Annotated in this window: 23 protein-coding genes and 1 riboswitch; of the genes, 7 read left to right on the top strand and 16 right to left on the bottom strand. The window is 56.7% G+C overall.

Going from position 1 to position 23,224, the window contains the following annotated elements:
* The first annotated feature begins 1 nt into the window (after position 1).
* From AC6I4B_RS12055 to AC6I4B_RS12035, 5 genes are all read left to right on the top strand, one after another.
* Entirely contained in the window at positions 2 to 3,742 is a 3,741-nt protein-coding gene (locus tag AC6I4B_RS12055) for a nitrate reductase subunit alpha (protein WP_497765381.1), read from the top strand.
* Positions 3,739 to 5,265 (top strand): nitrate reductase subunit beta, encoded by a 1,527-nt coding sequence (narH, locus tag AC6I4B_RS12050; protein ID WP_497765379.1) that lies wholly within the window; start codon positions 3,739 to 3,741, stop codon positions 5,263 to 5,265. The genes AC6I4B_RS12055 and narH overlap by 4 nt, the downstream gene beginning before the upstream one ends.
* Positions 5,265 to 5,960, top strand: a complete 696-nt coding sequence (gene narW, locus AC6I4B_RS12045; protein WP_497765378.1) for a nitrate reductase molybdenum cofactor assembly chaperone — start codon at positions 5,265 to 5,267, stop codon at positions 5,958 to 5,960. Before narH ends, narW begins: the two co-directional genes overlap by 1 nt.
* A complete protein-coding gene (narI, locus tag AC6I4B_RS12040; protein ID WP_497765376.1) occupies positions 5,957 to 6,637 on the top strand; it encodes a respiratory nitrate reductase subunit gamma in 681 nt (226 codons plus the stop codon). Before narW ends, narI begins: the two co-directional genes overlap by 4 nt.
* Positions 6,638 to 6,890: 253 nt before the next feature.
* Positions 6,891 to 7,074: riboswitch (M-box (ykoK) riboswitch) on the top strand.
* Positions 7,075 to 7,128: 54 nt separating this feature from the next.
* Complete coding sequence (locus tag AC6I4B_RS12035; RefSeq protein WP_497765374.1) at positions 7,129 to 8,142, top strand: magnesium transporter; 1,014 nt, start codon at positions 7,129 to 7,131, stop codon at positions 8,140 to 8,142.
* A gap of 66 nt (positions 8,143 to 8,208) precedes the next feature.
* Here AC6I4B_RS12035 and AC6I4B_RS12030 read toward each other — a convergent pair whose 3' ends face one another.
* Positions 8,209 to 8,769, bottom strand: a complete 561-nt coding sequence (locus AC6I4B_RS12030; RefSeq protein WP_497765372.1) for a shikimate kinase — start codon at positions 8,767 to 8,769, stop codon at positions 8,209 to 8,211.
* Between the two features lie 22 nt (positions 8,770 to 8,791).
* Positions 8,792 to 9,637, bottom strand: coding sequence for an N-hydroxyarylamine O-acetyltransferase (gene nhoA / locus AC6I4B_RS12025; protein ID WP_497772128.1), 846 nt, complete (start codon positions 9,635 to 9,637; stop codon positions 8,792 to 8,794).
* 185 nt (positions 9,638 to 9,822) lie between these two features.
* On the opposite strand from nhoA, the gene AC6I4B_RS12020 reads away from it, so the two are divergent.
* Positions 9,823 to 10,404, top strand: coding sequence for a flavin reductase family protein (locus AC6I4B_RS12020; protein WP_497765370.1), 582 nt, complete (start codon positions 9,823 to 9,825; stop codon positions 10,402 to 10,404).
* A gap of 48 nt (positions 10,405 to 10,452) precedes the next feature.
* On the opposite strand, the gene pptA is transcribed toward AC6I4B_RS12020, so the two are convergent.
* The gene (gene pptA, locus AC6I4B_RS12015; RefSeq protein WP_497765368.1) at positions 10,453 to 10,680 is read right to left on the bottom strand and encodes a tautomerase PptA; all 228 of its coding nucleotides are present in this window, start codon (positions 10,678 to 10,680) and stop codon (positions 10,453 to 10,455) included.
* 233 nt (positions 10,681 to 10,913) lie between these two features.
* Between pptA and AC6I4B_RS12010 the strand changes: the two genes are divergently transcribed.
* Positions 10,914 to 11,813: a LysR family transcriptional regulator gene (locus AC6I4B_RS12010; RefSeq protein ID WP_497765367.1), complete on the top strand. Its 900-nt coding sequence runs from the start codon at positions 10,914 to 10,916 to the stop codon at positions 11,811 to 11,813.
* Here AC6I4B_RS12010 and paaY read toward each other — a convergent pair.
* The 13 genes from paaY to paaA form a co-directional block, all read right to left on the bottom strand.
* The gene (paaY, locus tag AC6I4B_RS12005; protein ID WP_497765365.1) at positions 11,806 to 12,402 is read right to left on the bottom strand and encodes a phenylacetic acid degradation protein PaaY; all 597 of its coding nucleotides are present in this window, start codon (positions 12,400 to 12,402) and stop codon (positions 11,806 to 11,808) included. The genes AC6I4B_RS12010 and paaY overlap by 8 nt on opposite strands.
* A gap of 11 nt (positions 12,403 to 12,413) precedes the next feature.
* Entirely contained in the window at positions 12,414 to 13,340 is a 927-nt protein-coding gene (gene paaX, locus AC6I4B_RS12000; RefSeq protein WP_497765364.1) for a phenylacetic acid degradation operon negative regulatory protein PaaX, read from the bottom strand.
* A 233-nt stretch (positions 13,341 to 13,573) separates the two neighbouring features.
* The gene (gene paaK, locus AC6I4B_RS11995; protein WP_497765362.1) at positions 13,574 to 14,890 is read right to left on the bottom strand and encodes a phenylacetate--CoA ligase PaaK; all 1,317 of its coding nucleotides are present in this window, start codon (positions 14,888 to 14,890) and stop codon (positions 13,574 to 13,576) included.
* Positions 14,891 to 14,918: 28 nt separating this feature from the next.
* A complete protein-coding gene (pcaF, locus tag AC6I4B_RS11990; RefSeq protein ID WP_497765361.1) occupies positions 14,919 to 16,124 on the bottom strand; it encodes a 3-oxoadipyl-CoA thiolase in 1,206 nt (401 codons plus the stop codon).
* Positions 16,124 to 16,546 (bottom strand): hydroxyphenylacetyl-CoA thioesterase PaaI, encoded by a 423-nt coding sequence (paaI, locus tag AC6I4B_RS11985; RefSeq protein ID WP_497765359.1) that lies wholly within the window; start codon positions 16,544 to 16,546, stop codon positions 16,124 to 16,126. The genes pcaF and paaI overlap by 1 nt, the downstream gene beginning before the upstream one ends.
* The gene (gene paaH / locus AC6I4B_RS11980) at positions 16,539 to 17,963 is read right to left on the bottom strand and encodes a 3-hydroxyacyl-CoA dehydrogenase PaaH (RefSeq protein WP_497765358.1); all 1,425 of its coding nucleotides are present in this window, start codon (positions 17,961 to 17,963) and stop codon (positions 16,539 to 16,541) included. The genes paaI and paaH overlap by 8 nt, the downstream gene beginning before the upstream one ends.
* 3 nt (positions 17,964 to 17,966) lie before the next feature.
* Entirely contained in the window at positions 17,967 to 18,755 is a 789-nt protein-coding gene (paaG, locus tag AC6I4B_RS11975; protein WP_497765356.1) for a 2-(1,2-epoxy-1,2-dihydrophenyl)acetyl-CoA isomerase PaaG, read from the bottom strand.
* Positions 18,756 to 18,757: 2 nt separating this feature from the next.
* Entirely contained in the window at positions 18,758 to 19,525 is a 768-nt protein-coding gene (paaF, locus tag AC6I4B_RS11970; RefSeq protein ID WP_497765355.1) for a 2,3-dehydroadipyl-CoA hydratase PaaF, read from the bottom strand.
* Positions 19,522 to 20,592 carry a 1,2-phenylacetyl-CoA epoxidase subunit PaaE gene (paaE, locus tag AC6I4B_RS11965; protein ID WP_497765354.1) on the bottom strand — a complete coding sequence of 357 codons (1,071 nt, stop codon included), beginning with the start codon at positions 20,590 to 20,592 and terminating at the stop codon, positions 19,522 to 19,524. The genes paaF and paaE overlap by 4 nt, the downstream gene beginning before the upstream one ends.
* A gap of 7 nt (positions 20,593 to 20,599) precedes the next feature.
* The gene (paaD, locus tag AC6I4B_RS11960) at positions 20,600 to 21,097 is read right to left on the bottom strand and encodes a 1,2-phenylacetyl-CoA epoxidase subunit PaaD (RefSeq protein ID WP_497765352.1); all 498 of its coding nucleotides are present in this window, start codon (positions 21,095 to 21,097) and stop codon (positions 20,600 to 20,602) included.
* 12 nt (positions 21,098 to 21,109) lie between these two features.
* Positions 21,110 to 21,865, bottom strand: coding sequence for a 1,2-phenylacetyl-CoA epoxidase subunit PaaC (paaC, locus tag AC6I4B_RS11955; protein ID WP_497765351.1), 756 nt, complete (start codon positions 21,863 to 21,865; stop codon positions 21,110 to 21,112).
* Between the two features lie 7 nt (positions 21,866 to 21,872).
* Positions 21,873 to 22,160: a 1,2-phenylacetyl-CoA epoxidase subunit PaaB gene (gene paaB, locus AC6I4B_RS11950; RefSeq protein WP_497765349.1), complete on the bottom strand. Its 288-nt coding sequence runs from the start codon at positions 22,158 to 22,160 to the stop codon at positions 21,873 to 21,875.
* 10 nt (positions 22,161 to 22,170) lie between these two features.
* On the bottom strand, positions 22,171 to 23,100 hold the full coding sequence (gene paaA / locus AC6I4B_RS11945) for a 1,2-phenylacetyl-CoA epoxidase subunit PaaA (protein WP_497765348.1): 930 nt from the start codon (positions 23,098 to 23,100) through the stop codon (positions 22,171 to 22,173).
* Positions 23,101 to 23,224: the final 124 nt, after the last annotated feature.

Here is a 23,224-nt window from a genome sequence, read left to right as displayed (position 1 = left end):
CATGAGCAAACTACTGGATCGCTTTCGCTACTTTAAGCAGAAAGGCGAAACCTTTGCCAATGGTCACGGACAGGTCTATGACAACAACCGTGATTGGGAAGATAGCTACCGTCAGCGTTGGCAGTTCGACAAAATCGTCCGTTCCACGCATGGCGTCAACTGTACAGGCTCATGCAGCTGGAAGATTTACGTCAAGAATGGATTAGTCACCTGGGAAACCCAGCAAACCGACTACCCGCGTACCCGCCCCGACCTGCCTAACCACGAGCCGCGCGGCTGCCCGCGAGGCGCAAGCTACTCCTGGTATCTTTATAGCGCCAACCGTCTGAAATACCCGCTGGCGCGTAAAAAGCTGATTGAGCTATGGCGTGAGGCGCTGGCGCAACACCCGGATCCCGTGCTGGCGTGGGATAGCATCATGCAAAGCCCAGAGAAAACGCAGCGCTACAAACAGGCGCGTGGCAAAGGCGGCTTTGTGCGTTCATCGTGGAAAGAGCTAAACCAACTGATTGCCGCCGCCAACGTCTGGACAGTCAAAACCTACGGCCCCGATCGGGTTGCCGGTTTCTCGCCCATTCCGGCGATGTCGATGGTTTCTTACGCGGCAGGAACCCGTTATTTATCATTGCTCGGCGGCACATGCCTGAGTTTTTACGACTGGTACTGTGACTTACCCCCAGCCTCACCGATGACCTGGGGCGAGCAAACCGACGTGCCGGAATCCGCCGACTGGTATAACTCCAGCTATATCATTGCCTGGGGTTCCAACGTGCCACAAACCCGTACCCCGGACGCCCACTTCTTCACCGAGGTGCGCTACAAGGGCACCAAAACCATCGCGATCACGCCGGATTATTCCGAAGTCGCCAAGCTGTGCGACCACTGGTTAGCGCCAAAACAGGGCACGGACAGCGCGCTAGCAATGGCGATGGGCCATGTGATCCTCAAAGCTTTCCACCTCGATAACCCCAGCGAATACTTTATCAACTATTGCCGCCGCTATACCGACATGCCGATGCTGGTGATGCTCGATAGCCGCGACGACGGCAGCTACACGGCAGGCCGGTTGCTGCGCGCCTCAGATCTGGTCGATGGTCTGGGCGAAAGCAATAACCCTGAATGGAAAACCGTGGCCTACAACAGCAATGGCGAGCTGGTCGCGCCTAACGGATCTATCGGTTTTCGCTGGGGGGAGAAAGGCAAATGGAACCTCGAATCCCTCGCGGGCGGTAACGAGACAGAGCTAACGCTCTCCTTGCTGGACACCCATGATGCCGTCGCAAGCGTCGCATTCCCCTATTTCGGCGGCAACGAAAACCCGCATTTTCGCAGCGTCAAACAAGATCCGATCCTGTTGCGTAAACTGCCGGCGAAACAACTGTCCTTTGCCGACGGTAGCCAGCGGCTGGTGGTAAGCGTCTATGACCTGATTCTGGCTAACTATGGCCTCGATCGCGGGCTGGATGACCCGCTCGCCGCCAACGGTTTTGATGAGGTAAAAGCGTATACCCCGGCATGGGCGGAACAAATCACCGGCGTTAAGCGCCAACATATTGAAAAAATAGCCCTCGAATTCGCCGACACCGCGCATAAAACGCATGGTCGGTCGATGATTATTCTCGGCGCTGGGGTCAACCACTGGTATCACATGGACATGAACTACCGTGGAATGATCAACATGCTGGTGTTCTGCGGCTGTATCGGTCAAAGCGGCGGCGGCTGGGCGCACTACGTCGGCCAGGAAAAACTTCGCCCGCAAACCGGTTGGCTGCCGCTGGCCTTTGCGCTGGACTGGAGTCGCCCACCGCGCCAGATGAACAGCACATCGTATTTCTACAACCATGCCAGCCAGTGGCGTTACGAAAAACTCACCGCGCAAGAGCTATTATCGCCGCTAGCTGACCCCACGAAATACAGCGGGCACTTGATTGATTTTAACGTCCGCGCCGAGCGCATGGGCTGGCTGCCCTCCGCGCCGCAGCTCAATCTCAATCCGCTAAGTGTCAAAGCGAAAGCCGAGGCGGCAGGCATGACGCCGCAAGATTACACCGTACAGGCGTTGAAATCGGGTGACATCCGCTTTGCCAGCGAGCAGCCGGACAGCGGGCAGAACCATCCGCGTAACCTGTTTATCTGGCGTTCTAACCTGCTCGGTTCTTCCGGCAAAGGCCACGAGTACATGCTGAAGTACCTGCTGGGCGCGGACAGCGGCATTCAGGGCGATGAACTCGGCTCGACCGACGATGTGAAACCAGAAGAAGTGGAGTGGCAAACCGCCGCGATTGAAGGCAAGCTCGACCTGCTGGTGACGCTCGATTTCCGCATGTCCAGCACCTGCTTGTTCTCCGATATTGTGCTGCCAACCGCCACCTGGTACGAAAAAGACGACATGAATACCTCGGATATGCATCCGTTTATTCACCCGCTCTCTGCCGCCGTCGATCCCGCCTGGGAGTCAAAAAGCGACTGGGAAATTTATAAGGGCATTGCCAAATCCTTCTCGGAAATCTGCCAGGGGCATCTGGGCACAGAAACCGATGTAGTGCTTCAGCCGCTCCAGCATGACTCGCCTGCCGAGTTGTCGCAGCCGTTTGATATCGCCGACTGGCGCAAAGGCGAATGTGACCTGATCCCCGGCAAAACTGCGCCTGGCATCATGGTCGTGGAGCGCGACTATCCGGCGACCTACGAACGTTTCACCTCGCTTGGCCCATTGATGGACAAATTAGGCAACGGCGGCAAAGGCATCGGCTGGAAAACGCAAACCGAAATCGACTTCCTCGGCAAGCTGAACTACGTCAAGCTCGACGGCCCGGCGAAAGGCCGCCCGTGCATTGAAACCGCCATCGATGCCTCTGAGGTGATCCTCGCCCTCGCCCCGGAAACCAACGGACAAGTCGCCGTTAAAGCCTGGCAAGCACTGGGCGAGTTTACCGGCCGCGACCACACTCACCTGGCGACCAACAAAGAAGACGAGAAAATTCGTTTTCGTGATATCCAGGCACAGCCGCGCAAAATCATCTCCAGCCCGACCTGGTCTGGGCTGGAAGATGAACATGTCTCCTACAACGCTGGCTATACCAACGTCCATGAACTGATCCCGTGGCGCACCGTTTCAGGCCGCCAGCAGTTGTATCAGGATCACCCGTGGATGCGCGATTTTGGCGAAAGCCTGGTGGCCTATCGTCCACCAATCGACACCCGCAGCGTCAGCCATATGCGTGAAATCCCGCCGAACGGCTTCCCGGAAAAAGCGCTGAACTTCCTGACGCCGCACCAGAAATGGGGCATTCACTCAACCTACAGCGAAAACCTGCTGATGCTTACGCTCTCGCGCGGCGGGCCGATTGTCTGGCTGAGTGAAACCGACGCCAAAGAGCTGGGCATTGCCGACAACGACTGGATTGAAGCATTTAACGCCAACGGGGCGCTGACCGCCCGCGCGGTGGTCAGCCAGCGCGTGCCGCCGGGGATGACCATGATGTACCACGCCCAGGAACGGATCATGAATATTCCCGGTTCGGAAGTCACCGGACGGCGCGGCGGTATTCATAACTCGGTAACCCGTATTTGCCCGAAACCCACCCATATGATTGGCGGCTATGCACAACTGGCCTACAGCTTTAACTATTACGGCACGGTCGGTTCAAACCGCGATGAGTTCATTATGATCCGCAAAATGAAAAACATTAACTGGCTGGACGACGAAGGCAATGACCAGGTACAGGAGGCGGCAAAATGAAAATACGCTCACAGGTCGGGATGGTACTGAACCTCGACAAATGCATTGGCTGTCACACCTGCTCTGTCACCTGTAAAAACGTCTGGAGCAGCCGCGAAGGCATGGAATACGCGTGGTTTAACAACGTGGAAACCAAACCCGGCATCGGCTTCCCGAAAGACTGGGAAAACCAGGAGAAATGGCAAGGCGGCTGGGTGCGCGGCATTACCGGTAAGCTAACGCCACGCCTCGGTGGGCGCGTCGGCGTGCTGGCGAAAATCTTCGCAAACCCGCTGATTCCCGGGATTGACGACTATTACGAGCCGTTCACCTACGACTACCAGCACCTGCACAACGCGCCGGAAGGCAAAAACCTGCCGACCGCACGCCCGCGTTCGCTGATAAGCGGCCAACGGATGAATAAAATTGAATGGGGGCCAAACTGGGAAGAACTGCTCGGCGGCGAGTTTGAAAAACGCGCCCACGACCACAACTTCCAGTCGATGCAAAAGGAGATGTACGGCCAGTTTGAAAACACCTTCATGATGTACCTGCCGCGCCTGTGCGAGCACTGCCTGAACCCAAGCTGTGTCGCCACCTGCCCAAGCGGCGCGATTTACAAGCGTGAAGAAGACGGCATTGTCTTGATTGACCAGGACAAATGCCGTGGCTGGCGCATGTGTATCAGCGGCTGCCCGTACAAAAAAATCTACTTCAACTGGAAAAGCGGCAAGTCCGAAAAATGCATCTTCTGCTACCCGCGCATTGAATCCGGCCAGCCAACGGTATGTTCAGAAACCTGCGTCGGGCGCATCCGCTATCTGGGCGTGCTGCTGTATGACGCCGACCGTATCGAAGAAGCCGCCAGCACCGAACGGGAAACCGACCTCTACGAGCGTCAGTGCGATGTCTTCCTCAACCCGCACGATCCGGCGGTGATTGAAGAAGCGCTGAAGCAAGGCATCCCGCACAACGTGATTGAAGCGGCGCAGAAATCGCCGGTTTATAAAATGGCGATGGACTGGAAACTGGCGCTGCCGTTGCACCCGGAATATCGCACCCTGCCAATGGTATGGTACGTGCCGCCATTGTCGCCAATTCAGTCCGTGGCAGATGCCGGTGGCCTGCCGAACAACGGCAGTATTTTGCCGGCGGTCGAAAGCCTGCGCATTCCGGTGCAGTATCTCGCCAACATGCTCAGTGCGGGCGATACCGGCCCGGTGCTGCGCGCGCTGAAACGGATGATGGCAATGCGCCACTATAAACGCTCGCAAACGGTTGAAGGCGTTACCGACACCCGCGCGCTGGAAGAAGTGGGATTGAGCGTCGAACAGGTCGAGGAGATGTATCGTTACCTGGCCATCGCCAACTACGAAGACCGTTTCGTTATTCCCACCAGCCACCGCGAAATGGCAGCGGATGCCTTCCCGGAACGCAACGGCTGCGGCTTTACCTTCGGCGATGGCTGCCACGGTTCGGATACCAAATTTAACTTGTTCAACAGCCAACGTATCGACGCCATCAATATCGGGGAGAAAGAGTAATGCGCATCCTGAAAATCATCGGGCTGCTCCTCGAATACCCCGATGAACTATGCTGGGAAAACCAGCAGGAGCTATTTGACCTGATTGACAGCGACGCTCCGGCGCTGCGGCCTTTTCTGGCGCAGCATCTGGCGGAGCCTTTGCTCGATAAACAGGCGCAATGGTGTGAGATTTTTGAACGTGGACGCGCGACCTCGCTACTGCTGTTCGAGCATGTTCATGCGGAGTCCCGCGATCGTGGCCAGGCGATGGTGGAACTGATGAACCAATACGAACAGGTCGGTTTACAACTGGACTGCCGCGAGCTGCCGGACCATCTGCCGCTGTATCTGGAGTACCTCAGCGTACTGCCCCAGGCACAGGCGCAGGAAGGCTTACAGAACGTGGCGCCGATTCTGGCGCTGCTGGGCGGCCGCCTGAAACAGCGCGGCGCGCCGTGGTATCTGCTGTTTGATACCCTTCTGGCGCTGGCCAACACCTCACTCACAAGTGACAGTGTCACTAAACAGGTCGCTGGTGAAACCCGGGATGACACCCGCCAGGCGCTGGATGCCGTCTGGGAGGAAGAACAGGTGAAGTTTATCGAGGACAACGCCACCGCCTGCGACACTTCACCACTGCAACACTATCAACGACGCTTTAGCCAGGACGTTGCGCCACAGTACGTTGACGTCCGTACGGGAGACCCGAAATGATCCAGTACCTTAACGTCTTCTTTTACGATATCTACCCTTACCTCTGCGGTACGGTGTTTTTGCTGGGCAGTTGGCTACGCTATGACTACGGTCAATACACGTGGCGCGCGTCGTCCAGCCAGATGCTCGACAAACGTGGCATGGTGCTGTGGTCGAACTTATTCCACGTCGGCATTCTGGGGATTTTCTTCGGTCACTTCTTCGGCATGTTAACCCCGCACTGGGTGTATGAATCATGGCTGCCAATTGCCACCAAACAGCAAATGGCGATGATCCTCGGCGGCGTGTGCGGTGTCCTGACGCTGGTTGGCGGTGCGGGCTTGTTAATTCGCCGCCTGACTAATCCACGCATCCGCGCCACCTCCAGCACCGCAGATATTTTGATCCTCAGCATTTTGCTGATCCAGTGCCTGCTGGGGCTGAGCACCATTCCGTTCTCCGCCCAACACCCGGACGGCAGCGAAATGCTGAAGCTGGTTGGCTGGGCGCAGGCGGTTGTCACCTTCCACGGCGGCGCATCGGCACATCTCGACGGCGTCGCATGGATCTACCGTGTGCATCTGGTGCTGGGCATGACCATCTTCTTACTGTTCCCGTTTACCCGTTTGGTTCACGTCTGGAGTGCGCCGGTCGAATACCTCACCCGCCGCTACCAGGTGGTGCGTTCCCGCCGTTAATCTCATCACACACAGCCAACCCGGCAACGCACTGCGGCGCCGGGTTTTTTATGTCAATCCTAAGCCTGTGACAATAATTTTCTAAACGCCATCTCAACAATCATTATCTTTACGCGCAATACCTTATCGTCACGCGTTATATTACGCTCCATTAAAAGCAAACTGAATCATGAGGTAAAACAAAACCATCCACGACTATCCGTTTAATATCGTCAAAAACGATACGGAGATATTCGCTTTATTGCATATTAATAAATAATCTTGTTATGGCGAGGCTCCTGAATAAACATAAGTTATCGCCCTGGTGGTATCGAGAGAGACCATCACAGGGAAATACAGGCATCCATCGAATCAAGGTGTTGCCAAGATAACTTCTGACGGTTCAATACCGTACAGATACGTTGTTCAGTGCTAAAACCGGGACGTAGGGATTTATCTCAGCTTTTCCTGTTTTGTTCGCCCTATAAGAAAGTTTCTATAGGGAAAATCAAATGTCTTACATTAATACAACCGTAACCTGTACCCGCATCGAACACACCGGCGGTGATATTATTTCGAATTACATGTCGAGAGAATTTATTGCCCTGCCCGAACATTTAAATGTGAAAGAAGCGCGTGAACTTTTTTTACAGCAATTAAATGATGATCATTTCCCGTGCGCCGTTTTTGTGGTTTCCGGTGATAATCTGCGTGGAATATTATCGACCCGCAAATTACTGCAAGAGCAGGACGACAACCTGCCAGTGACGCAGTTAATCAGCACGACCTTGTTTCATGTCAGCCCTGACGATATGCGATCCGTCGCCGCTGGGTTAATTGAGAAACATCATCTGACGCTGCTACCTGTGATTGAAAACGGCAAACTTACTGGCTGCCTGAATGAAAAAGAAATTGCACAACTGTTGGCTGATGAAATCACCGAAGATGCGCAGCGCCAGGGGGCAACGCTACCGCTGGATAAACCGTATCTGGAGATAAGCCCGCTTACGCTGTGGAAGAAACGCGCGGTATGGCTGTTACTGCTCTTTATTGCCGAAGCCTACACCAGCACGGTGATTCAGCACTTTGAAGAAGCGCTGGAGTCTGCCATTGCGCTGGCGTTCTTTATCCCGTTGCTGATTGGTACGGGGGGAAACAGCGGTACGCAAATCACCTCCACGCTGGTGCGCGCGATGGCGCTGGGCGAAGTTGGCCTTCGCGACCTGGGGCGAATTTTACGCAAAGAGATGTCCACCGCAATGCTGGTGGCGATAACGCTGGGGGCGGCAGGCTGCCTGCGCGCATGGATGATGGGCATTGGCCCGGAAATCACCTTTATTGTCAGCCTGACGCTTATCTGCGTCACGCTATGGAGTGCCGTAGTCTCGTCGGTTATCCCATTAGTGATTAAACGCGTGGGGATTGACCCAGCGGTAGTTTCCGCACCGTTTATTGCGACACTGATCGACGGCACAGGGCTGATTATCTACTTCAAAATCGCCCAACATTTCTTAGGCCTTAACTAAACCATCCTGTAGCCTGGCGTTCTCCCGCCAGGCTACAGGCTCGGCTCAATTTGTGGAAAACGCTAATCATCCACAGGCATCCGGCGATGAAGACATACGATGCTGTAGGGTATCGCTAATTAAGGAAGCAATGACCTCAGGACTCGCCATCGAAAAAATTTGCACGTCGCCTAGTTGACTGTACTCGCCAAAACGCTGACAAAATTTATACGCCTCTTTGTCACGTGAGAGGCCAAACCCGCGCCTAAGCTGACGCTCAACAACATAGCGGCAGGCTTCTTCTATGTTGCGCGATGGCATCAGCAGTACCGATAACCCCCATTCATGCACCTGCTGGCGATTCTGTCGAACAATATCCGGGCGAATGTCCGTCGATAAAAAGCCGGACGACAGAGCCAACACGGTGTGTGTTCCACGCACTTCACCATGCAACAAGGCCAGTAGTGCGGCATTTTGCTCCAGATAAACTTCGTAACCTTGAGCTTTAATAAACTCACGAATATTAGCAATACGTAGACAAAATTCCTGATCCAGATCGATAAATTGAGCACCGATCTGCTCCGCGAGAATCTTACCTACGGTTGTTTTCCCCACGCCGCCGGGACCAATCAGAAATATGATAGCCATCGCAGACCTTCTTTTAACCGAGTTATTTCCCCGCATCCGGGTGGGTATCAAACGCAGCCATCACTGCCGCCAGTTCGGTAGCGCTAAAGCCATATTTCGGATCATCAACGCCCAGCCCGAAACGGGTTTGCAGCACCTGATACAGCGCAGGAACATCCGCTAAATCAATCTTTTCAACCACCTGACTGCCCTGCCAGTGGGTAAAATGAAAATTGGTGAGCGTCATTTTTCCGCCGTCGTGCAAGTGGCGGCACATCAGCAGATGATGGCGAAAATGCGACTGCGGCCAGTGCGCTGACCAGAAGTTGCCCATCACATAGTCGGATGCATACTGGCGGCCTAAATCAAAGTGATACATCGACTGCCAGTGATCGTGGTGGCTGAATTGCAAAATCCACTCATCGGCTTCATACAACAGGCGGTACTCGCCGTGTGGCGTCGCTTGTGCCACATCCGCCAGCAGTTTAATCGGCGCGGTCAGCGTCTGGCCGCCAAAACCGACGTCGGCAATCCAGCGCTCGCCGTTCACCTCTACCAGCAACAGGCGGTGCGTACGCGGCGGCATCTGCGGCGGATGCGCCAGCACCACGCGCCCTAACAGGCTGCGAACGTTAAAACCGATTTCCCGCAGTACGCGCTCAAACAGGCCGTTTTGCTCAAAACAGTAGCCACCACGACGCGCGTTCACTAACTTATCTTCAAGCGATCGATCGTCAAGCTGGATCTCGCGCGGCAACAGCACGTCGAGGTTCTCAAACGGAATCGCGCTGTTATGGTGAATATGCAGGCTCCGTAGAGTCTCAATGGACACATCAGGCGTGCCCGTCCAGCCCAGACGGGCAAAATAAGCGCTTAAAAACGGGGTCATTACTGCCTCCAACATATTGTTTCCGTTCTTTATAGCGCATTTTTGTGCCTGCACAGACTATTTTGTGCGATCGGTTATCCTAATAGTCTGAACGTTATACGTGCGCAGTCAGGGTGTATTGATTACGTTTTTATTGCGATTTAGTGTGTTATCCAGGCCGTTGCCCATTTACCAGAGGAATACTTATGCGCCGTTTTCGCCCCGTCGAGCTTCATCACGCCAGCCGCTTGCTCAACCACGGCCCGACCATCCTGATAACCAGCTACGATGCCGCATCACAGCGACGCAATGTGATGGCTGCCGCCTGGTCTATGCCGGTGGAGTTTGAACCGCCGCGCATCGCCATTGTGGTGGATAAAAGCGCATGGTCACGGGAGATTATTGAGCGCAACGAAACGTTCGGCATTGTGATACCTGGCGTTGCCGCCGCCAGTTGGACTTATGCAGTGGGCAGTATCAGCGGGCGCGAAGAAGACAAATTCAATGCCTATGGTATTCCGGTGGTCAATGGCCCGGTGTTGGGTTTACCGTTAATTGAGGAGAAATGCCTGGCGTGGATGGAGTGCCGATTATTACCGGCTACCGCCGCTCAAACGCAGTACGACACCCTGTTTGGCGAGGTGGTATCTGCCGCAGCAGATGAACAAGCGTTCGTCGCCGGTCGCTGGCAATTCGACGACGATAAGCGCAATACGCTGCATCATCTCGGCGCAGGGACGTTTGTCGCTAGCGGTAAATCGATTCGCGCTAATATGCCTGAATCGTAATGGGGATAACCGCCGGGCGTACGTGAGCGCAACCCGGCGACACCCGACTTACATGCTGTAGCCCGGTTTTTTAATCAGCGTTTCCATCTGCGGGGCGATTTCGCTATCCCAAACTTGCTGCCAGTCGCTCTGCTCGACCTGGTTAAGCGCAATGCTCACCGAGCGCTCTTTGGTATCAAGATGGCGAATCAGCACTTCGGTTATCTCTGCCGCCAGGGCAGTTTTTTGTTCATCGTTCAGATCGCGGGGAAAACATTTAATATCAACGTGTGGCATCGGCAGGACTCCTTATTATTGGAATGAATAACCTACCATAGCGTGGCGCAAGCAGTTGTCCTTTTATGCGCTAAAACAGCGGCTTGCTTAATATTTTTGCAACGTTTGGTTCTGCCTGATAGTGCTGCGCTTATCAGGCCTACGTGGGTTTGTAGGCCAATATTTGGTGCGCCACTGCCCGTCTGCCATTACACTGAAAATCATGAGCCGGATTCATCAATGGTTTTCCTTTTATGCTTAAAGACAATATCAACGATCTGATCTCTTTTATGGTAGTCGCTCGCGAGCGTAGTTTTACCCGCGCGGCGGCGCAGCTTGGCGTGTCGCAGTCGGCGCTTAGCCACGCGATGCGCAATCTCGAAAGCCGTCTGGATGTGCGCCTGTTAACCCGCACCACGCGCAGCGTGGCGCCAACAGAAGCAGGTGAAAAGCTGTTCCAACGCCTTAGCCCGCATTTGCAGGAAATTGAGTCTGAAATTGCCGCACTGCGGGATACGCGCGACAAACCAGCGGGCAATATTCGCCTGACGGCGGGCGAACATGCGATGAACACGGTTATCTGGCCGCGCATCAAACCGTTTATGCAAAACTACCCGGATATCAACATTGAAGTGACCGTCGATAACGGCCTCACCGATATTGTCGATGCGCGGTTAGATGCTGGCGTGCGGCTGGGTGAACAAGTGGCGCGCGATATGGTTGCGGTGCGCATCGGCCCAGATATGCGCATGGTCGTGGTGGCATCGCCGGATTATCTGGCAGCCCACGGCACACCGGAAACACCGCATGATTTACAGCAACATCGCTGTATTAACATGCGGTTACCGACCCGAGGCGGGCTGTATGCGTGGGAGTTTGAACGCAACGGCGAGCCACTGCGCGTACGGGTTGAGGGGCAGTTAATTTTGAACTGTCTGCCCCAGCGTATCGATGCCGCAGAAGCGGGGCTGGGGCTGGCGTATGTGCCGGAAGATACCGTGACTGATGCCATCGCCGATGGGCGTTTACAGCGAGTGTTAAGCGACTGGTGCGCGCCGTTTCCCGGCTATTATCTTTACTACCCAAGCCGCCGCCAGCACACGACGGCGTTTGCGTTGCTGGTCGAGGCGCTGCGCTACTCCGCCGTTAAATAGCCGATTTCGGGCGCAGGTTTTCATCAAACGCCAGCCGCTTTCTGTTCGGCTCCGCTTCCGTCAGTGGCGTCACCTCAGAAAGCGAGTTTTGGCAACGCTCTACCAGCACCTGATACTCGCGAGTGCCCTGCTTTTTCCACGCTAATTCTTGCTCGGTTAAGACGCGTATCGCTTTCGCTGGGCTGCCGACAATCAGATAATTGGCGGGCATTTCAGCGCGGGCTTTAACAAAAGCCGACGCCCCGACAATGCTGTTTTCACCAATGGTTGCGCCGTCGATAATCACTGCGCTCATACCCACCAATGCGTTGCGGCCAATCACGCAGCCGTGCAGAATCGCCCCGTGGCCGATGTGCCCATCCTCCTCCACCACCGTATCCTGGCCGGGAAAACCGTGCATCACGCAGTTATCCTGGATATTAGCGCCATCTTTTACCACGATGCGCCCAAAGTCGCCGCGCAGGCTGGCATTAGGGCCAACGTAAACCCCTTTGCCGAGGATCACATCGCCAATCAGTACTGCCGTGGGGTGCACATAGCTTTCTGTCGGGACAACGGGAATCATCCCATCCATCTGATAAATAGGCATCTTTTCTCCTGTTACGTTTCGGCTAATCCACCAAAACGTTGATAATAGAGCGGCCCCGGCGCGGGCAATTCGCCCACTGAACTTTCGCCTTTTTCGCTGACGAAAATCTGCGCGCCGGGCGCAACGCGTTGATAAATATTGATACACAGCTGACGCGCCGTTTGCCCCAGCCAGTGCGCTGGCAGCAGTTCTTCCGGCAACAGCGGGTCTTTCAGCACCACGCGGCGGTAGAAGTGGATCAACAACAGGCGAATCTGGAAGCAGCGCTCTGGCGTTAAGTCATCCGGCGCGGCGTCGCGCAGCAGCGGTAGTAGCGGGCGGAACAGAGTGATAAACGCCTCATACATCGCGTTCTGTTCAGTCAGATGCCAGCACTCCTCTACCCGTTCACGCAGTGCCGCGCGAGACAGCGCCAGCGGCGAATGGGCTTCGAAAAAGATGACGTTGTCCGCAACGCCCGCTTCGTGCAGCAGCGATTGCACATCCGCCAGTTTTTGCGACGGCGAGGCCAAAAGGCTCGGCGCAAGGATGCCAAACCCTTGCCAGATAAGTTGTTTTTTTACTTCTGCCAGCGTGTGTTTTTCTAAACCTTCCGATAACAGCAGCAGCCAGGTGCCGTCCCATTCAGGCGCAGCAGCACGATAGATTTTGCTCTCCGCGCGACGAGTTAAACGCAACCCTTTGTCGCTGAGACGGTAGAAACTGCGGCGGCCAATGCGCACCACGTCCAGCCACTCTTCTTTATTAAGACGGAACAGCGCTGTACGCACAAAGCGTTCGCCAAAGCCCAGCCCGTCGAGCAGCGCCGCGACGCTACCGAGCCACACCTCACCGCCGCGCTGAGATAAACAGTCACCATACAGTGAGGCAATCAGTGACGTGCCGCTAATCGGCATCGCCGTCACCGCCTGCTGGATAAAGCTATCAAGTTTGTCCATATGATTCATTCTGTTGTTATTTATATCCTTTTTGAATCATAGCACAGGAATAATTCTGCGATATGGCAACGCGCCACCCCGCCTGATGGCGCTGGTTTGTAGGCCGGATAAGGCGTTTATGCCGCCATCCGGCAATCTGCTCGGTTCTGCCTGATGGCGCTACGCTTATCAGGCCTACGTGGGTTTGTAGGTCGGATAAGGCAACGCCGCCATCCGGCATGGTGGCACGGCGGTTAACCGTTGGCTGCCGCTTTACGCAGGTCAAACACGCGGCAGGCTTTGCCTTCTGAGCGCGGGATACTGCCGCAGTTGACGATGCTGATATTGGTCGAAATCCCAACCATCGACTTAATACGGTGACGCAAATGATGGCAGATTTGGCAGCGCTGTTCGTGGCTCAGCGTTAAGCTACTCTCTTTTAACTCCACGCGAATCGACAGTGAATCAAGATGCCCACGGCGATCGACCTCCAGCTGATAATGCGGCGCCAGATGTTCGATTTTGAGGATCTCTTCTTCCACCTGTGACGGGAACACATTCACCCCGCGAATAATCAGCATATCGTCGCTGCGACCGCTAATTCTGTCCATCCGGCGCATCGTGCGTGCCGTACCAGGCAGCAGGCGCGTCAGATCGCGGGTGCGGTAGCGAATCACCGGCAGCGCTTCTTTGGTCAGCGTGGTGAACAGCAGCTCACCGTGTTCACCGTCAGCCAGCGGCGTACCGTCTTCCGGGTTAACCACTTCCGGGAAGAAATGGTCTTCCCAAATGGTTGGGCCGTCGGCAGTTTCAAGGCATTCCATCGCTACGCCCGGCCCCATCACTTCCGACAAGCCGTAAATATCCAGCGCGGTAATGCCCAGGCGGCGTTCAATTTCAGCGCGCATTCCGGTCGTCCACGGCTCCGCGCCAAAAACACCGGTACGCAGCGAGCAACCGCGCGCATCACCGCCCATCTGGCGCTCTAACTCTTCAATCAGGTTCAGACAATAGGACGGCGTCACCATGATCATGTCCGGCTGGAAATCACGAATCAGTTGCGCCTGTTTTTCGGTCTGCCCGCCGGACATGGGGATCACCGTCGCCCCCAGACGTTCCGCGCCATAGTGCGCACCCAGCCCGCCGGTAAACAGGCCATAGCCGTAGGCAACATGAATTTTGTCTTTCGCCGAACCACCTGCCGCGCGCAGGGAACGCGCCACAATGTTGGCCCAGGTATCAATATCATTTTGCGTATAGCCCACCACGGTCGGCTTGCCGGTTGTACCGGACGACGCGTGGAGGCGCACTATCTGCTCCATCGGCACAGCAAAGGTGTCGAAGGGATAGTTATCGCGCAAATCTTGCTTGGTGGTACAAGGGAATTTGCACAGGTCGCTCAGCTCGTGAAAATCGTCCGGGTGAACGCCCGCCGCGTCAAACTTGCGGCGGTACATCGGCACATTTTCATAAGCGTGTTTCAGCGTCCATTTCAGGCGCTGAGTTTGCAGAGCCTGTAATTCGTCGCGCGATGCGGTTTCGATAGCTTCCAGTATTGTTGTCGTTGTCATGTTGTAGGGTACTCGCAGGTCAATTAGCTCACACTCGCTCAAGGATCAGGGCAATGCCCTGACCCACGCCAATACACATCGTACACAGCGCATAACGCCCCTGACGACGTTGCAGCTCCAGGCTTGCGCTCAGCGCCAGCCGGACACCGCTCATCCCCAACGGGTGGCCTAAGGCGATGGCGCCACCGTTGGGGTTTACATGCGGAGCATCATCCGCCAGCCCCAGTTGTCTGAGCACGCCCAGCGCCTGCGCGGCGAAGGCTTCGTTCAGTTCAATAACGTCCATATCGTTAATGTTCAGCCCGGCGCGCTCCAGCACTTTGCGCACCGCCGGAACCGGCCCCAGCCCCATGTACTTTGGCTCTACGCCCGCTGTCGCCATCGCCACAATACGCGCGCGCGGCGTCAGCCCCTGCGCCTGAATCTGCTCGGCGCTTGCGATGATCATCGCGGCCGCACCGTCATTCACTCCAGACGCATTTCCGGCAGTCACCACCCCGCCTTTACGGAACGGGGTTTTGAGCTGTGCAAGCTGATCGAGCGTGGTTTCCGCGCGCGGGTGTTCGTCGTCGCGCACCGCGCTCACCGCCCCTTTTTTACCGATTATCTGCACCGGCACAATTTCCTGCGCCAGAATGCCGTCACGCTGGGCTTTCGCGGTGCGCTGCTGGCTGCGGTATGCAAAGGCATCTTGATCCGCGCGGCTAATGTTTAACAATTCTGCTACATTCTCTGCCGTTTCCGGCATACTGTCAGTACCAAATTGTTGCTGCATCAGCGGATTTACAAAACGCCAGCCGATGGTGGTATCAAACATTTCGGCCTGGCGCTGGAATGGCGCGGTCGCTTTGCCCATCACGAATGGCGCGCGGGACATCGACTCGACGCCACCGGCAATCAGCAAATCCGCATCACCGGCTTTAATCGCGCGGGCGGCAAAGCCGATTGCATCCAGCCCAGAGCCACACAGGCGGTTGATGGTCGTACCGGAAACGCTGTGCGGATAACCCGCCAGCAGCGTCGCCATATGCGCCACGTTACGGTTATCTTCCCCGGCCTGGTTGGCGCAGCCGAAGATAACGTCATCAATGCAGCTTGGGTCTAATTTGGGGTTACGGCTTAGCAGTTCACGCAGAGGAACCGCCGCCAGATCATCAGCACGAACGCCCGCCAGCGCCCCGCCGTAGCGGCCAATCGGGGTACGGATCCCGTCACAAATAAAGGCGTCACGCATTAGACTTCTCCTGTGATAGTGCCGCCGATGCGGTGCGATTTACCGCGAAACAGGGCTACGGTTTTTTGTTGCTGGTTGGTAATTTCAATGTCGTAAACGCCGGTCACTTTGCCCTGCTGCTTAACCCGCGCGGTGGCGATCAGCAGGTCACCGACAAACGCCGGACGCAGAAAATCAATGCTGGCTGCCGAAGCCACCGCCGCCAGCCCCTGGCTGTTGCAGGCGTAGGCGAATGCGGTATCGGCAAGTGAAAACAGTTGCCCGCCGTGGCAGGTGTGGTGGCCGTTGAGCATCGTCGGCGAAACCGACATGCTCAGTTGGGCGTAACCGTCGTCCATTTCGATTAACTCAATGCCCAGCGTGCGGGCGCAGATATCTTTCTCATACATGGCGCGGGCGTTGCGCCAGGCCTGATTACTCATGGCCTTTCTCCCTCAGCGCCTTCTGGCGCAGCAGTGCACTGGGGCGATAACGTTCTTCACCGTAGTGCTGTTGCAGGTTCTCCAGCAGGCGTAGCACGCGCTGCCAGCCGAGCGATTCCCCCCACGCCATCGGGCCGCGCGGGTAGTTGACGCCCAGACGCATGGCGGTATCGATATCGTCCGCGCTGGCAACACCTTTTTGCAGTGCATCCAGCGCTTCGTTCGCCAGCATCGCCACAGTGCGCCACACCAACAGCCCCGGATAATCGGCAATCTGGAGCACTTTTTTGCCCTGCTGTTGGAAGTAGTGCACCGCTTTATCCGTCGCCGACTGCGGGTTGGTTTCGGCGCTTGCCAGCACCACGGTGTCGCCAACATGATGGTCATACACCACCACCGGTCGGGCATGGCGAACGCTCAGCGCCAGCGCGGTTTCACCGGTGGTTTCCAGCAGTAAAACATCGCCCAGCTCTGTGACACTGTCACTTTTTGATTGAACAAGTTGCGCCCCCTTCTCCGCCGCAACCGTGCTCAGCGCCAGCTCCGGCTGGGGTTCAGTCGGCCAGCGATACACACCATGACCGCTTTTTTTGCCCAGACGCCCGCCTAACACCAGCTCCTGTTGCAGCAGCGACGGCACAAAACGACGGTCTTGCCAGAAAGCGTTAAATACCGAGCAGGTCACGGCAAAGTTTACGTCCTGGCCTATCAGATCCGTCAATGCCAGCGGCCCCATCGGGAAACCGCCGCCGTCGCGAAGCGCCGCATCAATTACCTCCGGCGTGGCGACCTGTTCTTCCAACGCGCGCCACGCTTCGGCGTAGTATGGGCGCGCCACACGGTTGACTATAAAGCCCGGCGTCGAGCGGCAGCGCACCGGCTGTTTGCCCCAGGCGCTAACGCACTGACACAGTTGTTCAACCACTTCGCTGGAGGTCGCCAGGCCACTGACCACTTCCACCAGTTTCATCACCGGCGCGGGGTTGAAAAAGTGCAGCCCCGCCACCCGTTCGGGATGTTTAACCTCAGCGGCAATAGCGGTAATGGAAATGGATGAGGTGTTGCTGGTGAGCAGCGTCGAGGGCGAGCAAATTTCCGCCAGTTGGCTGAACAGCGCTTTTTTCACCTCCAGACGTTCAGAGGCGGCTTCAATCACCAGTTGCGCCCCTGCCAGTTGCGTGAGCTCATGCGCGGGGGTGATTCGCGCCAGCAGGGTTTGCGCCTGCTCTGCATTCAGCTTGCCACGTGCGACGCGTGACTCAAGCCGTTGACGAATGCCGTCAACCGCGCGGGTTATCGCTGCGTCGTCAATGTCGAACAGCAACACCGAATGCCCGGCGCTGGCCGCCACTTCGGCAATGCCTGCGCCCATTGTGCCGCCGCCAATCACGGCGACGGTATGAAGTGTTTGGCTCATGGTTTATTTCCCGCTGAACTGTGGAGGACGTTTAGCCAGGAATGCGCTCACGCCTTCGCGGTAATCATCGCTGCGCCCTGCCATGCGCTGGAAATCCCGCTCGACATCAAGCTGTTGATCCAGGCTGTTGGTTTCGGAAAGCTGCAACGCTTTTTTAATCAGCCCCAGGCCGTAGGTCGGCTGGGAAGCAAGATGGCGCGCCAATGTCAGACTGGTGTCTTTAAGCTCGGCGTCATCAACCAGTTGCCAAATCATGCCCCACTGCGCGGCCTGTTCCGCGCTGAGGCTATCACCAAGCAGCGCCAGCCCCATCGCCCGCGCACGGCTGGTCACGCGTGGCAACAGCCAACTGCCGCCGCAATCGGGGACGAGCCCCAGTTTGCTAAACGCCATCACAAATTTGGCAGAGCGCGCCGCCAGCACAATATCGCAGCCCAGCGCCAGTGTGGCTCCGGCGCCAGCCGCCACACCGTTTACCGCGCAAATCACCGGTTTGGGTAGCGCCGCCAGACGGCGCACCAGCGGGTTATAAAAACGTTCAACCGACATGCCGAGATCCGGCGCGGGGCCGCTTGGATCAACGTTACGGTCGTTAAGATCTTGTCCGGCGCAAAAGCCACGCCCGGCGCCGGTTATCAGCAGGCAACGGATAGTGTCGTCGCGCTCTGCTTGCTTCAGGCACTCTGCAAGCTGCTGATGCATCACGTCATTAAAGCTGTTGAGCCGCTCCGGCCGATTAAGGGTAATCGTCATAACGCCCTGCTCAACATCGCTGAGAATGAATGCTTCCACGATTAGCGTCCTTTAAATTCCGGTGTACGTTTTTGTAAGAAAGCGGCGATGCCTTCGCGGCGATCGTCAGTGCCGCTCAGCACGGTAAAGAGCTGGCGTTCTTGCACCAGGCCGGCCTGTAAATTGACTTCGTGCGCCAGACGCAGCGCCTGTTTTGCCGCCCGTAACGCCAGCGGCGAGTGGCGCGCAAGAGTCGCGGCCAGCGCTAAAGCGTATTCGTCAGAGAGCATGGCCGGATAAATGTCACTCACCAGCCCAGCCTGTTGCGCGCGTTGGGCATCGATGCTTTCGCCGCTCAGTACCATTCGGCTCGCCAGCGCTTTGCCCACACTGCGAATTAAACGCTGCGTACCGCCTGCGCCAGGCATCGTGCCGAGGGTGATTTCCGGCAAGCCAAAGCGGGCGTTATCACCGGCGATCACCAGGTCACACAGCAGCGCCAGTTCACAGCCCGCGCCCAGCGCGTAGCCATTGACCACGGCAATCAGCGGCTTGTTAAAGGCATCGATACGCGCCCACAGACGTGGGCGAACGTCGTCAAAGGTGGCGGGCAGATCGTTTTCTGCCATTTCGTTGAGATCCGCGCCAGCGGCGAAATAGCGCGGGTTGCCGCTAATCACGCAGACGCTAACCGTGGCATCCGCCGCCGCGTTTTCCAACGCTTGTGCTATTTGCGTCAGCAGCGCGTTGTTTAACGCGTTGCGCGCCTGCGGGCGGTTGAGCGTCAGTTGCAATACGCTGCCGTGGCGGGTTATCAGCAGTTCACTCATGCCATCCCCCGCGCGTCAAAATCGACCACCACATCGCCGCTGGTTGGCAGCGCCTGGCAGCTCAGCACATAGCCCGCCGCCACTTCATCGGCTTCCAGGCTGTAGTTGGCCGCCATCGCCACCTCACCGCGCAGGACTTTACATTTGCAGGTGGCGCAGACGCCGCCTTTGCAGGCGAACGGCAGATCCGCACCCTGACGCAGTGCGGCGTCGAGAATGCTGTCATCTTCGGCGCTTAAGGCAATCAGGCGGTCACGTCCATCCTGACGAATCGTCACGGTGCGCCCTTCTGCCTGTACGCCGGTGGCGCGTTTCACGCCAGTGCCTGGCGTATTAAAGCGTTCAAGGTGAATGGATTTCTCCGCCATTCCCAGCTCACGCAGGGCTATTTCTGCCTCGTCCATCATCGCCGATGGGCCGCAGATAAAAGCGTCGTCAAAACGGCTGAAGTCCAGCAGATGCGCGGAAAGCGCGCGCAGTTTGTCGCCGTCGATGCGCCCCTGTAGCAGGTCGCTGTCCATCGATTCCTGGCTGAACAGGTGCACAACCTGCAAGCGCTGCGGATAGCGGTCTTTCAGGTCAGCCAGCGCCTGGCGGAACATCATGCTGTGGCTGCTACGGTTGCCGTAAATCAGGGTGAACTGGCTGCGGGTTTCCGTCGCCAGCGTCGCTTCGATAATCGCCATCATCGGCGTAATGCCGGAACCGGCGGCAATCGCCAGGTATTGCGCACAGCGTTCAGCCTGTGGCTGATAGCCAAAGTGCCCCTGCGGAACCATCACCTCAATCGCCATTCCCTGCTGAATATCCTGCTGGGCGTAGCGAGAGAAACGACCGCCGTCGATGGCTTTCACCGCCACGCTAATTTCTGACGGCGAGCGGCTGCGACAAATAGAGTAACAGCGGCGTAATTCTTCCCCGCCGAGACGGGCTTTCAGGGTCAGATGCTGACCAGGGCGAAAGGCATATTGCGTACGCAGCGCCTCGGGAATGGCGAACGTGATCGTCACCGAATCACGGGTTTCCGGTTCAACGTTGGCCACGGTAAGCGAATGAAATGTTGTCATCGCAACCTCAAATACATTTAAAGTAATCAAAGGGTTCACGGCAGCTATCGCAGCGATACAGCGCTTTACAGGCCGTGGAACCGAATTCGCTAATCAGCGAGGTGTGAGTGCTGCCGCAACGTGGGCAAACCACATCCTCTGGCATCCCTGCGTGGCAGGTATGAGCCTGCGGCGGGCTGATGCCGTACTGGCGCAGACGCTCGCGGGCGTCCGGGTTCATCCAGTCGGTGGTCCACGGCGGGTCAAGTTGCAGCACGATGTGCACCGGCGTGTAGCCGTGCTCGCTCATCACCGCGCGAATTTCCCCCAGCAGGTGTTCGGTGGCTGGGCAGCCTGAGTAGGTTGGCGTGAAACCAATTACCCAGCCGTCGCCGTGGCGCTCGACGCGGCGAACCATACCGAGATCGGTAATGGTCAGCACCGGAACTTCCGGGTCAGGAATGGCGCTTAATAAGCCCCAGACGGTACGAACCTCTGCGGGAGCGATTGCGGCAAGACGTTGCATAGCCACCTCCAGTTACCACTGCTGGCCGGGATACGACCGTTGTAAATACTGCATTTCAGCCAGCATCGGGCCGAGATGTTCACTGTGTCGCCCTTGTTTGCCACCGCTACGAAATGCGGCTTCCTGCGGAATACTGAGGCCGGAATCGAGCAGCGCGGTGTGCACCGTTGCCTGCCATTCGGCCTCTAATTCACGCGGGTCAACGGCAATGCCCTGTTCAGCAAGGCTGATCTCCAGCTCGTCGGCGAGGAATAGCTCGCCGGTGAAACGCCACAGGTTATCGACGGCCTGCTGCATCCGCCTGGCAGAGAGTTCGCTGCCGTTGCCCAGACGCTCCAGCCAGCCACGGCTAAAGCGTTGGTGGTAGCGCACCTCTTTTTGCCCTTTGGCGGCAATGGCGGCGATTTGCGCATCGCGGCTGTACACCAGGCGGCTAAACAGCGCCACGTGCCAGACATCAATAAAGAACTGGCGAGCGATGGTGTCGGCGAAATTACCGTTGGGTTGTTCCACCAGCAGCAGGTTGCAGAACTGGCGCTCGTCACGGGTAAAGGCCAGCGTGTCTTCGTCGCCGCTGCCAGAAAGTTCTGCCGCATAGCTGAGGAAGTTGCGCGCCTGGCCTAACAGGTCGAGGCCGATATTGGCCAGCGCGAGGTCGATTTCCAGCTCTGGCGCATGACCGCACCACGCGCCTAAACGCTGAGCCAGCACCAGGCCGTTATCGCCCAGACGCAGGGCATAGGTTGCAACGGGATTCAGGTTATTCATCGTTGCCTCACATATGTTCCATGCCGTCCGGCACGCTGTAGAACGTGGGATGGCGGTAGATTTTGCTCTCCGCCGGGTCGAAAAATTCACCACGTTCTTCTGGCTGAGAGGCGACTATCTCGCTGGCTTTCACCACCCAGATTGAGCAGCCTTCGCTGCGGCGGGTATAGGCATCGCGGGCATTTTCCAGCGCCATTTGGTCGTCGGCGGCGTGCAGGCTGCCAACGTGACGGTGCGACAATCCCTGTTTGCTGCGGACAAACACTTCGTACAACGGCCAGTATGTTTTGCTCATTTTTCTCTCCTTACGCCGCGTTGCGGGCCTGTTGTTTTTGCCCATGAGCCAGCGCGGCTTCACGCACCCATGCGCCCTCGTCCCAGGCCTTGCGCTTGGCGCTCAGGCGTTCGTGGTTACATACGCCACGCCCGCTGATGACCTCGTTAAATTCTTGCCAGTCAATCTCGCCAAAACGGTAGTGACCGGTAGTTTCGTCAAACTGAAGATCGGCGTCCGGCACGGTCATACCGAGGATTTCCACCTGCGGCACGGTGTTGTCCACAAAGCGCTGACGCAGTTCGTCGTTGGAATGCAGTTTGATTTTCCACGCCATGCTGCGCGCGCTGTTCGGTGAGTTGTCATCATTAGGGCCAAACATCATCAGCGCTGGCCACCAGAAACGGTTGATGGCGTCTTGCAGCATCTGCCGTTGTTCTTCGCTGCCCTGCGCCAGCGCCATGCAGGCCTCAAAGCCCTGACGCTGGTGGAAGTTCTCTTCTTTGCAGATTTTGACCATCGCACGGGCATACGGGCCGTAAGAGGTACGGCACAGCGCCACCTGGTTCACAATCGCCGCACCATCGACTAACCAGCCAATGACGCCGATATCGGCCCAGCTCAGGGTTGGATAGTTAAAGATCGAGGAGTATTTCATCTGCCCGTCGAGCATTTTCTGGTACAGATCTTCGCGGGCGCAGCCGAGCGTTTCCGCTGCGCTATAGAGGTACAGGCCGTGTCCGGCTTCATCTTGCACTTTCGCCAGCAGAATGGCTTTACGACGCAGGGTCGGCGCGCGGGTTATCCAGTTACCTTCCGGCAGCATACCGACGATTTCCGAGTGCGCGTGTTGGCCTATCTGGCGAATCAGCGTTTTACGGTAGGCGTCGGGCATCCAGTCCTGCGGCTCGATGGCCGTTTCCTGCGCGATGCGCTGGTCAAAGCGTTGTTCTTCTTTCACGTCATCACCTTATGATTCCGATAAATTCAACAAATCCATTTTTGCGAATCACTTTGTTTTATAAAAGTTACATCTTGGTTAAATAAAACCACAAATTTTGTTTGTGAATTTTGTGATGAGCGCC

This window comes from Kluyvera fluvialis (assembly GCF_059725275.1).
Note: the sequence above shows the minus strand (reverse complement) of the source record. Positions and strands in the feature narration are given on the sequence as shown.

Excerpts from the sequence above, each read along its gene's own strand:
- AC6I4B_RS12030 (WP_497765372.1), bottom strand. The coding sequence starts at position 8,769 with ATGGCTATCATATTTCTGATTGGTCCCGGCGGCGTGGGGAAAACAACC.
- AC6I4B_RS12035 (WP_497765374.1), top strand. The coding sequence starts at position 7,129 with ATGTCTTACATTAATACAACCGTAACCTGTACCCGCATCGAACACACC.
- paaF (WP_497765355.1), bottom strand. The coding sequence starts at position 19,525 with ATGAGTGAACTGCTGATAACCCGCCACGGCAGCGTATTGCAACTGACG.
- AC6I4B_RS12010 (WP_497765367.1), top strand. The coding sequence starts at position 10,914 with ATGCTTAAAGACAATATCAACGATCTGATCTCTTTTATGGTAGTCGCT.
- paaB (WP_497765349.1), bottom strand. The coding sequence starts at position 22,160 with ATGAGCAAAACATACTGGCCGTTGTACGAAGTGTTTGTCCGCAGCAAA.
- paaI (WP_497765359.1), bottom strand. The coding sequence starts at position 16,546 with ATGAGTAATCAGGCCTGGCGCAACGCCCGCGCCATGTATGAGAAAGAT.
- paaY (WP_497765365.1), bottom strand. The coding sequence starts at position 12,402 with ATGCCTATTTATCAGATGGATGGGATGATTCCCGTTGTCCCGACAGAA.
- paaX (WP_497765364.1), bottom strand. The coding sequence starts at position 13,340 with ATGGACAAACTTGATAGCTTTATCCAGCAGGCGGTGACGGCGATGCCG.
- AC6I4B_RS12020 (WP_497765370.1), top strand. The coding sequence starts at position 9,823 with ATGCGCCGTTTTCGCCCCGTCGAGCTTCATCACGCCAGCCGCTTGCTC.
- nhoA (WP_497772128.1), bottom strand. The coding sequence starts at position 9,637 with ATGACCCCGTTTTTAAGCGCTTATTTTGCCCGTCTGGGCTGGACGGGC.
- pptA (WP_497765368.1), bottom strand. The coding sequence starts at position 10,680 with ATGCCACACGTTGATATTAAATGTTTTCCCCGCGATCTGAACGATGAA.
- paaH (WP_497765358.1), bottom strand. The coding sequence starts at position 17,963 with ATGAGCCAAACACTTCATACCGTCGCCGTGATTGGCGGCGGCACAATG.
- paaE (WP_497765354.1), bottom strand. The coding sequence starts at position 20,592 with ATGACAACATTTCATTCGCTTACCGTGGCCAACGTTGAACCGGAAACC.
- narH (WP_497765379.1), top strand. The coding sequence starts at position 3,739 with ATGAAAATACGCTCACAGGTCGGGATGGTACTGAACCTCGACAAATGC.
- narI (WP_497765376.1), top strand. The coding sequence starts at position 5,957 with ATGATCCAGTACCTTAACGTCTTCTTTTACGATATCTACCCTTACCTC.
- AC6I4B_RS12055 (WP_497765381.1), top strand. The coding sequence starts at position 2 with ATGAGCAAACTACTGGATCGCTTTCGCTACTTTAAGCAGAAAGGCGAA.
- pcaF (WP_497765361.1), bottom strand. The coding sequence starts at position 16,124 with ATGCGTGACGCCTTTATTTGTGACGGGATCCGTACCCCGATTGGCCGC.
- paaC (WP_497765351.1), bottom strand. The coding sequence starts at position 21,865 with ATGAATAACCTGAATCCCGTTGCAACCTATGCCCTGCGTCTGGGCGAT.
- paaD (WP_497765352.1), bottom strand. The coding sequence starts at position 21,097 with ATGCAACGTCTTGCCGCAATCGCTCCCGCAGAGGTTCGTACCGTCTGG.
- narW (WP_497765378.1), top strand. The coding sequence starts at position 5,265 with ATGCGCATCCTGAAAATCATCGGGCTGCTCCTCGAATACCCCGATGAA.
- paaK (WP_497765362.1), bottom strand. The coding sequence starts at position 14,890 with ATGACAACGACAACAATACTGGAAGCTATCGAAACCGCATCGCGCGAC.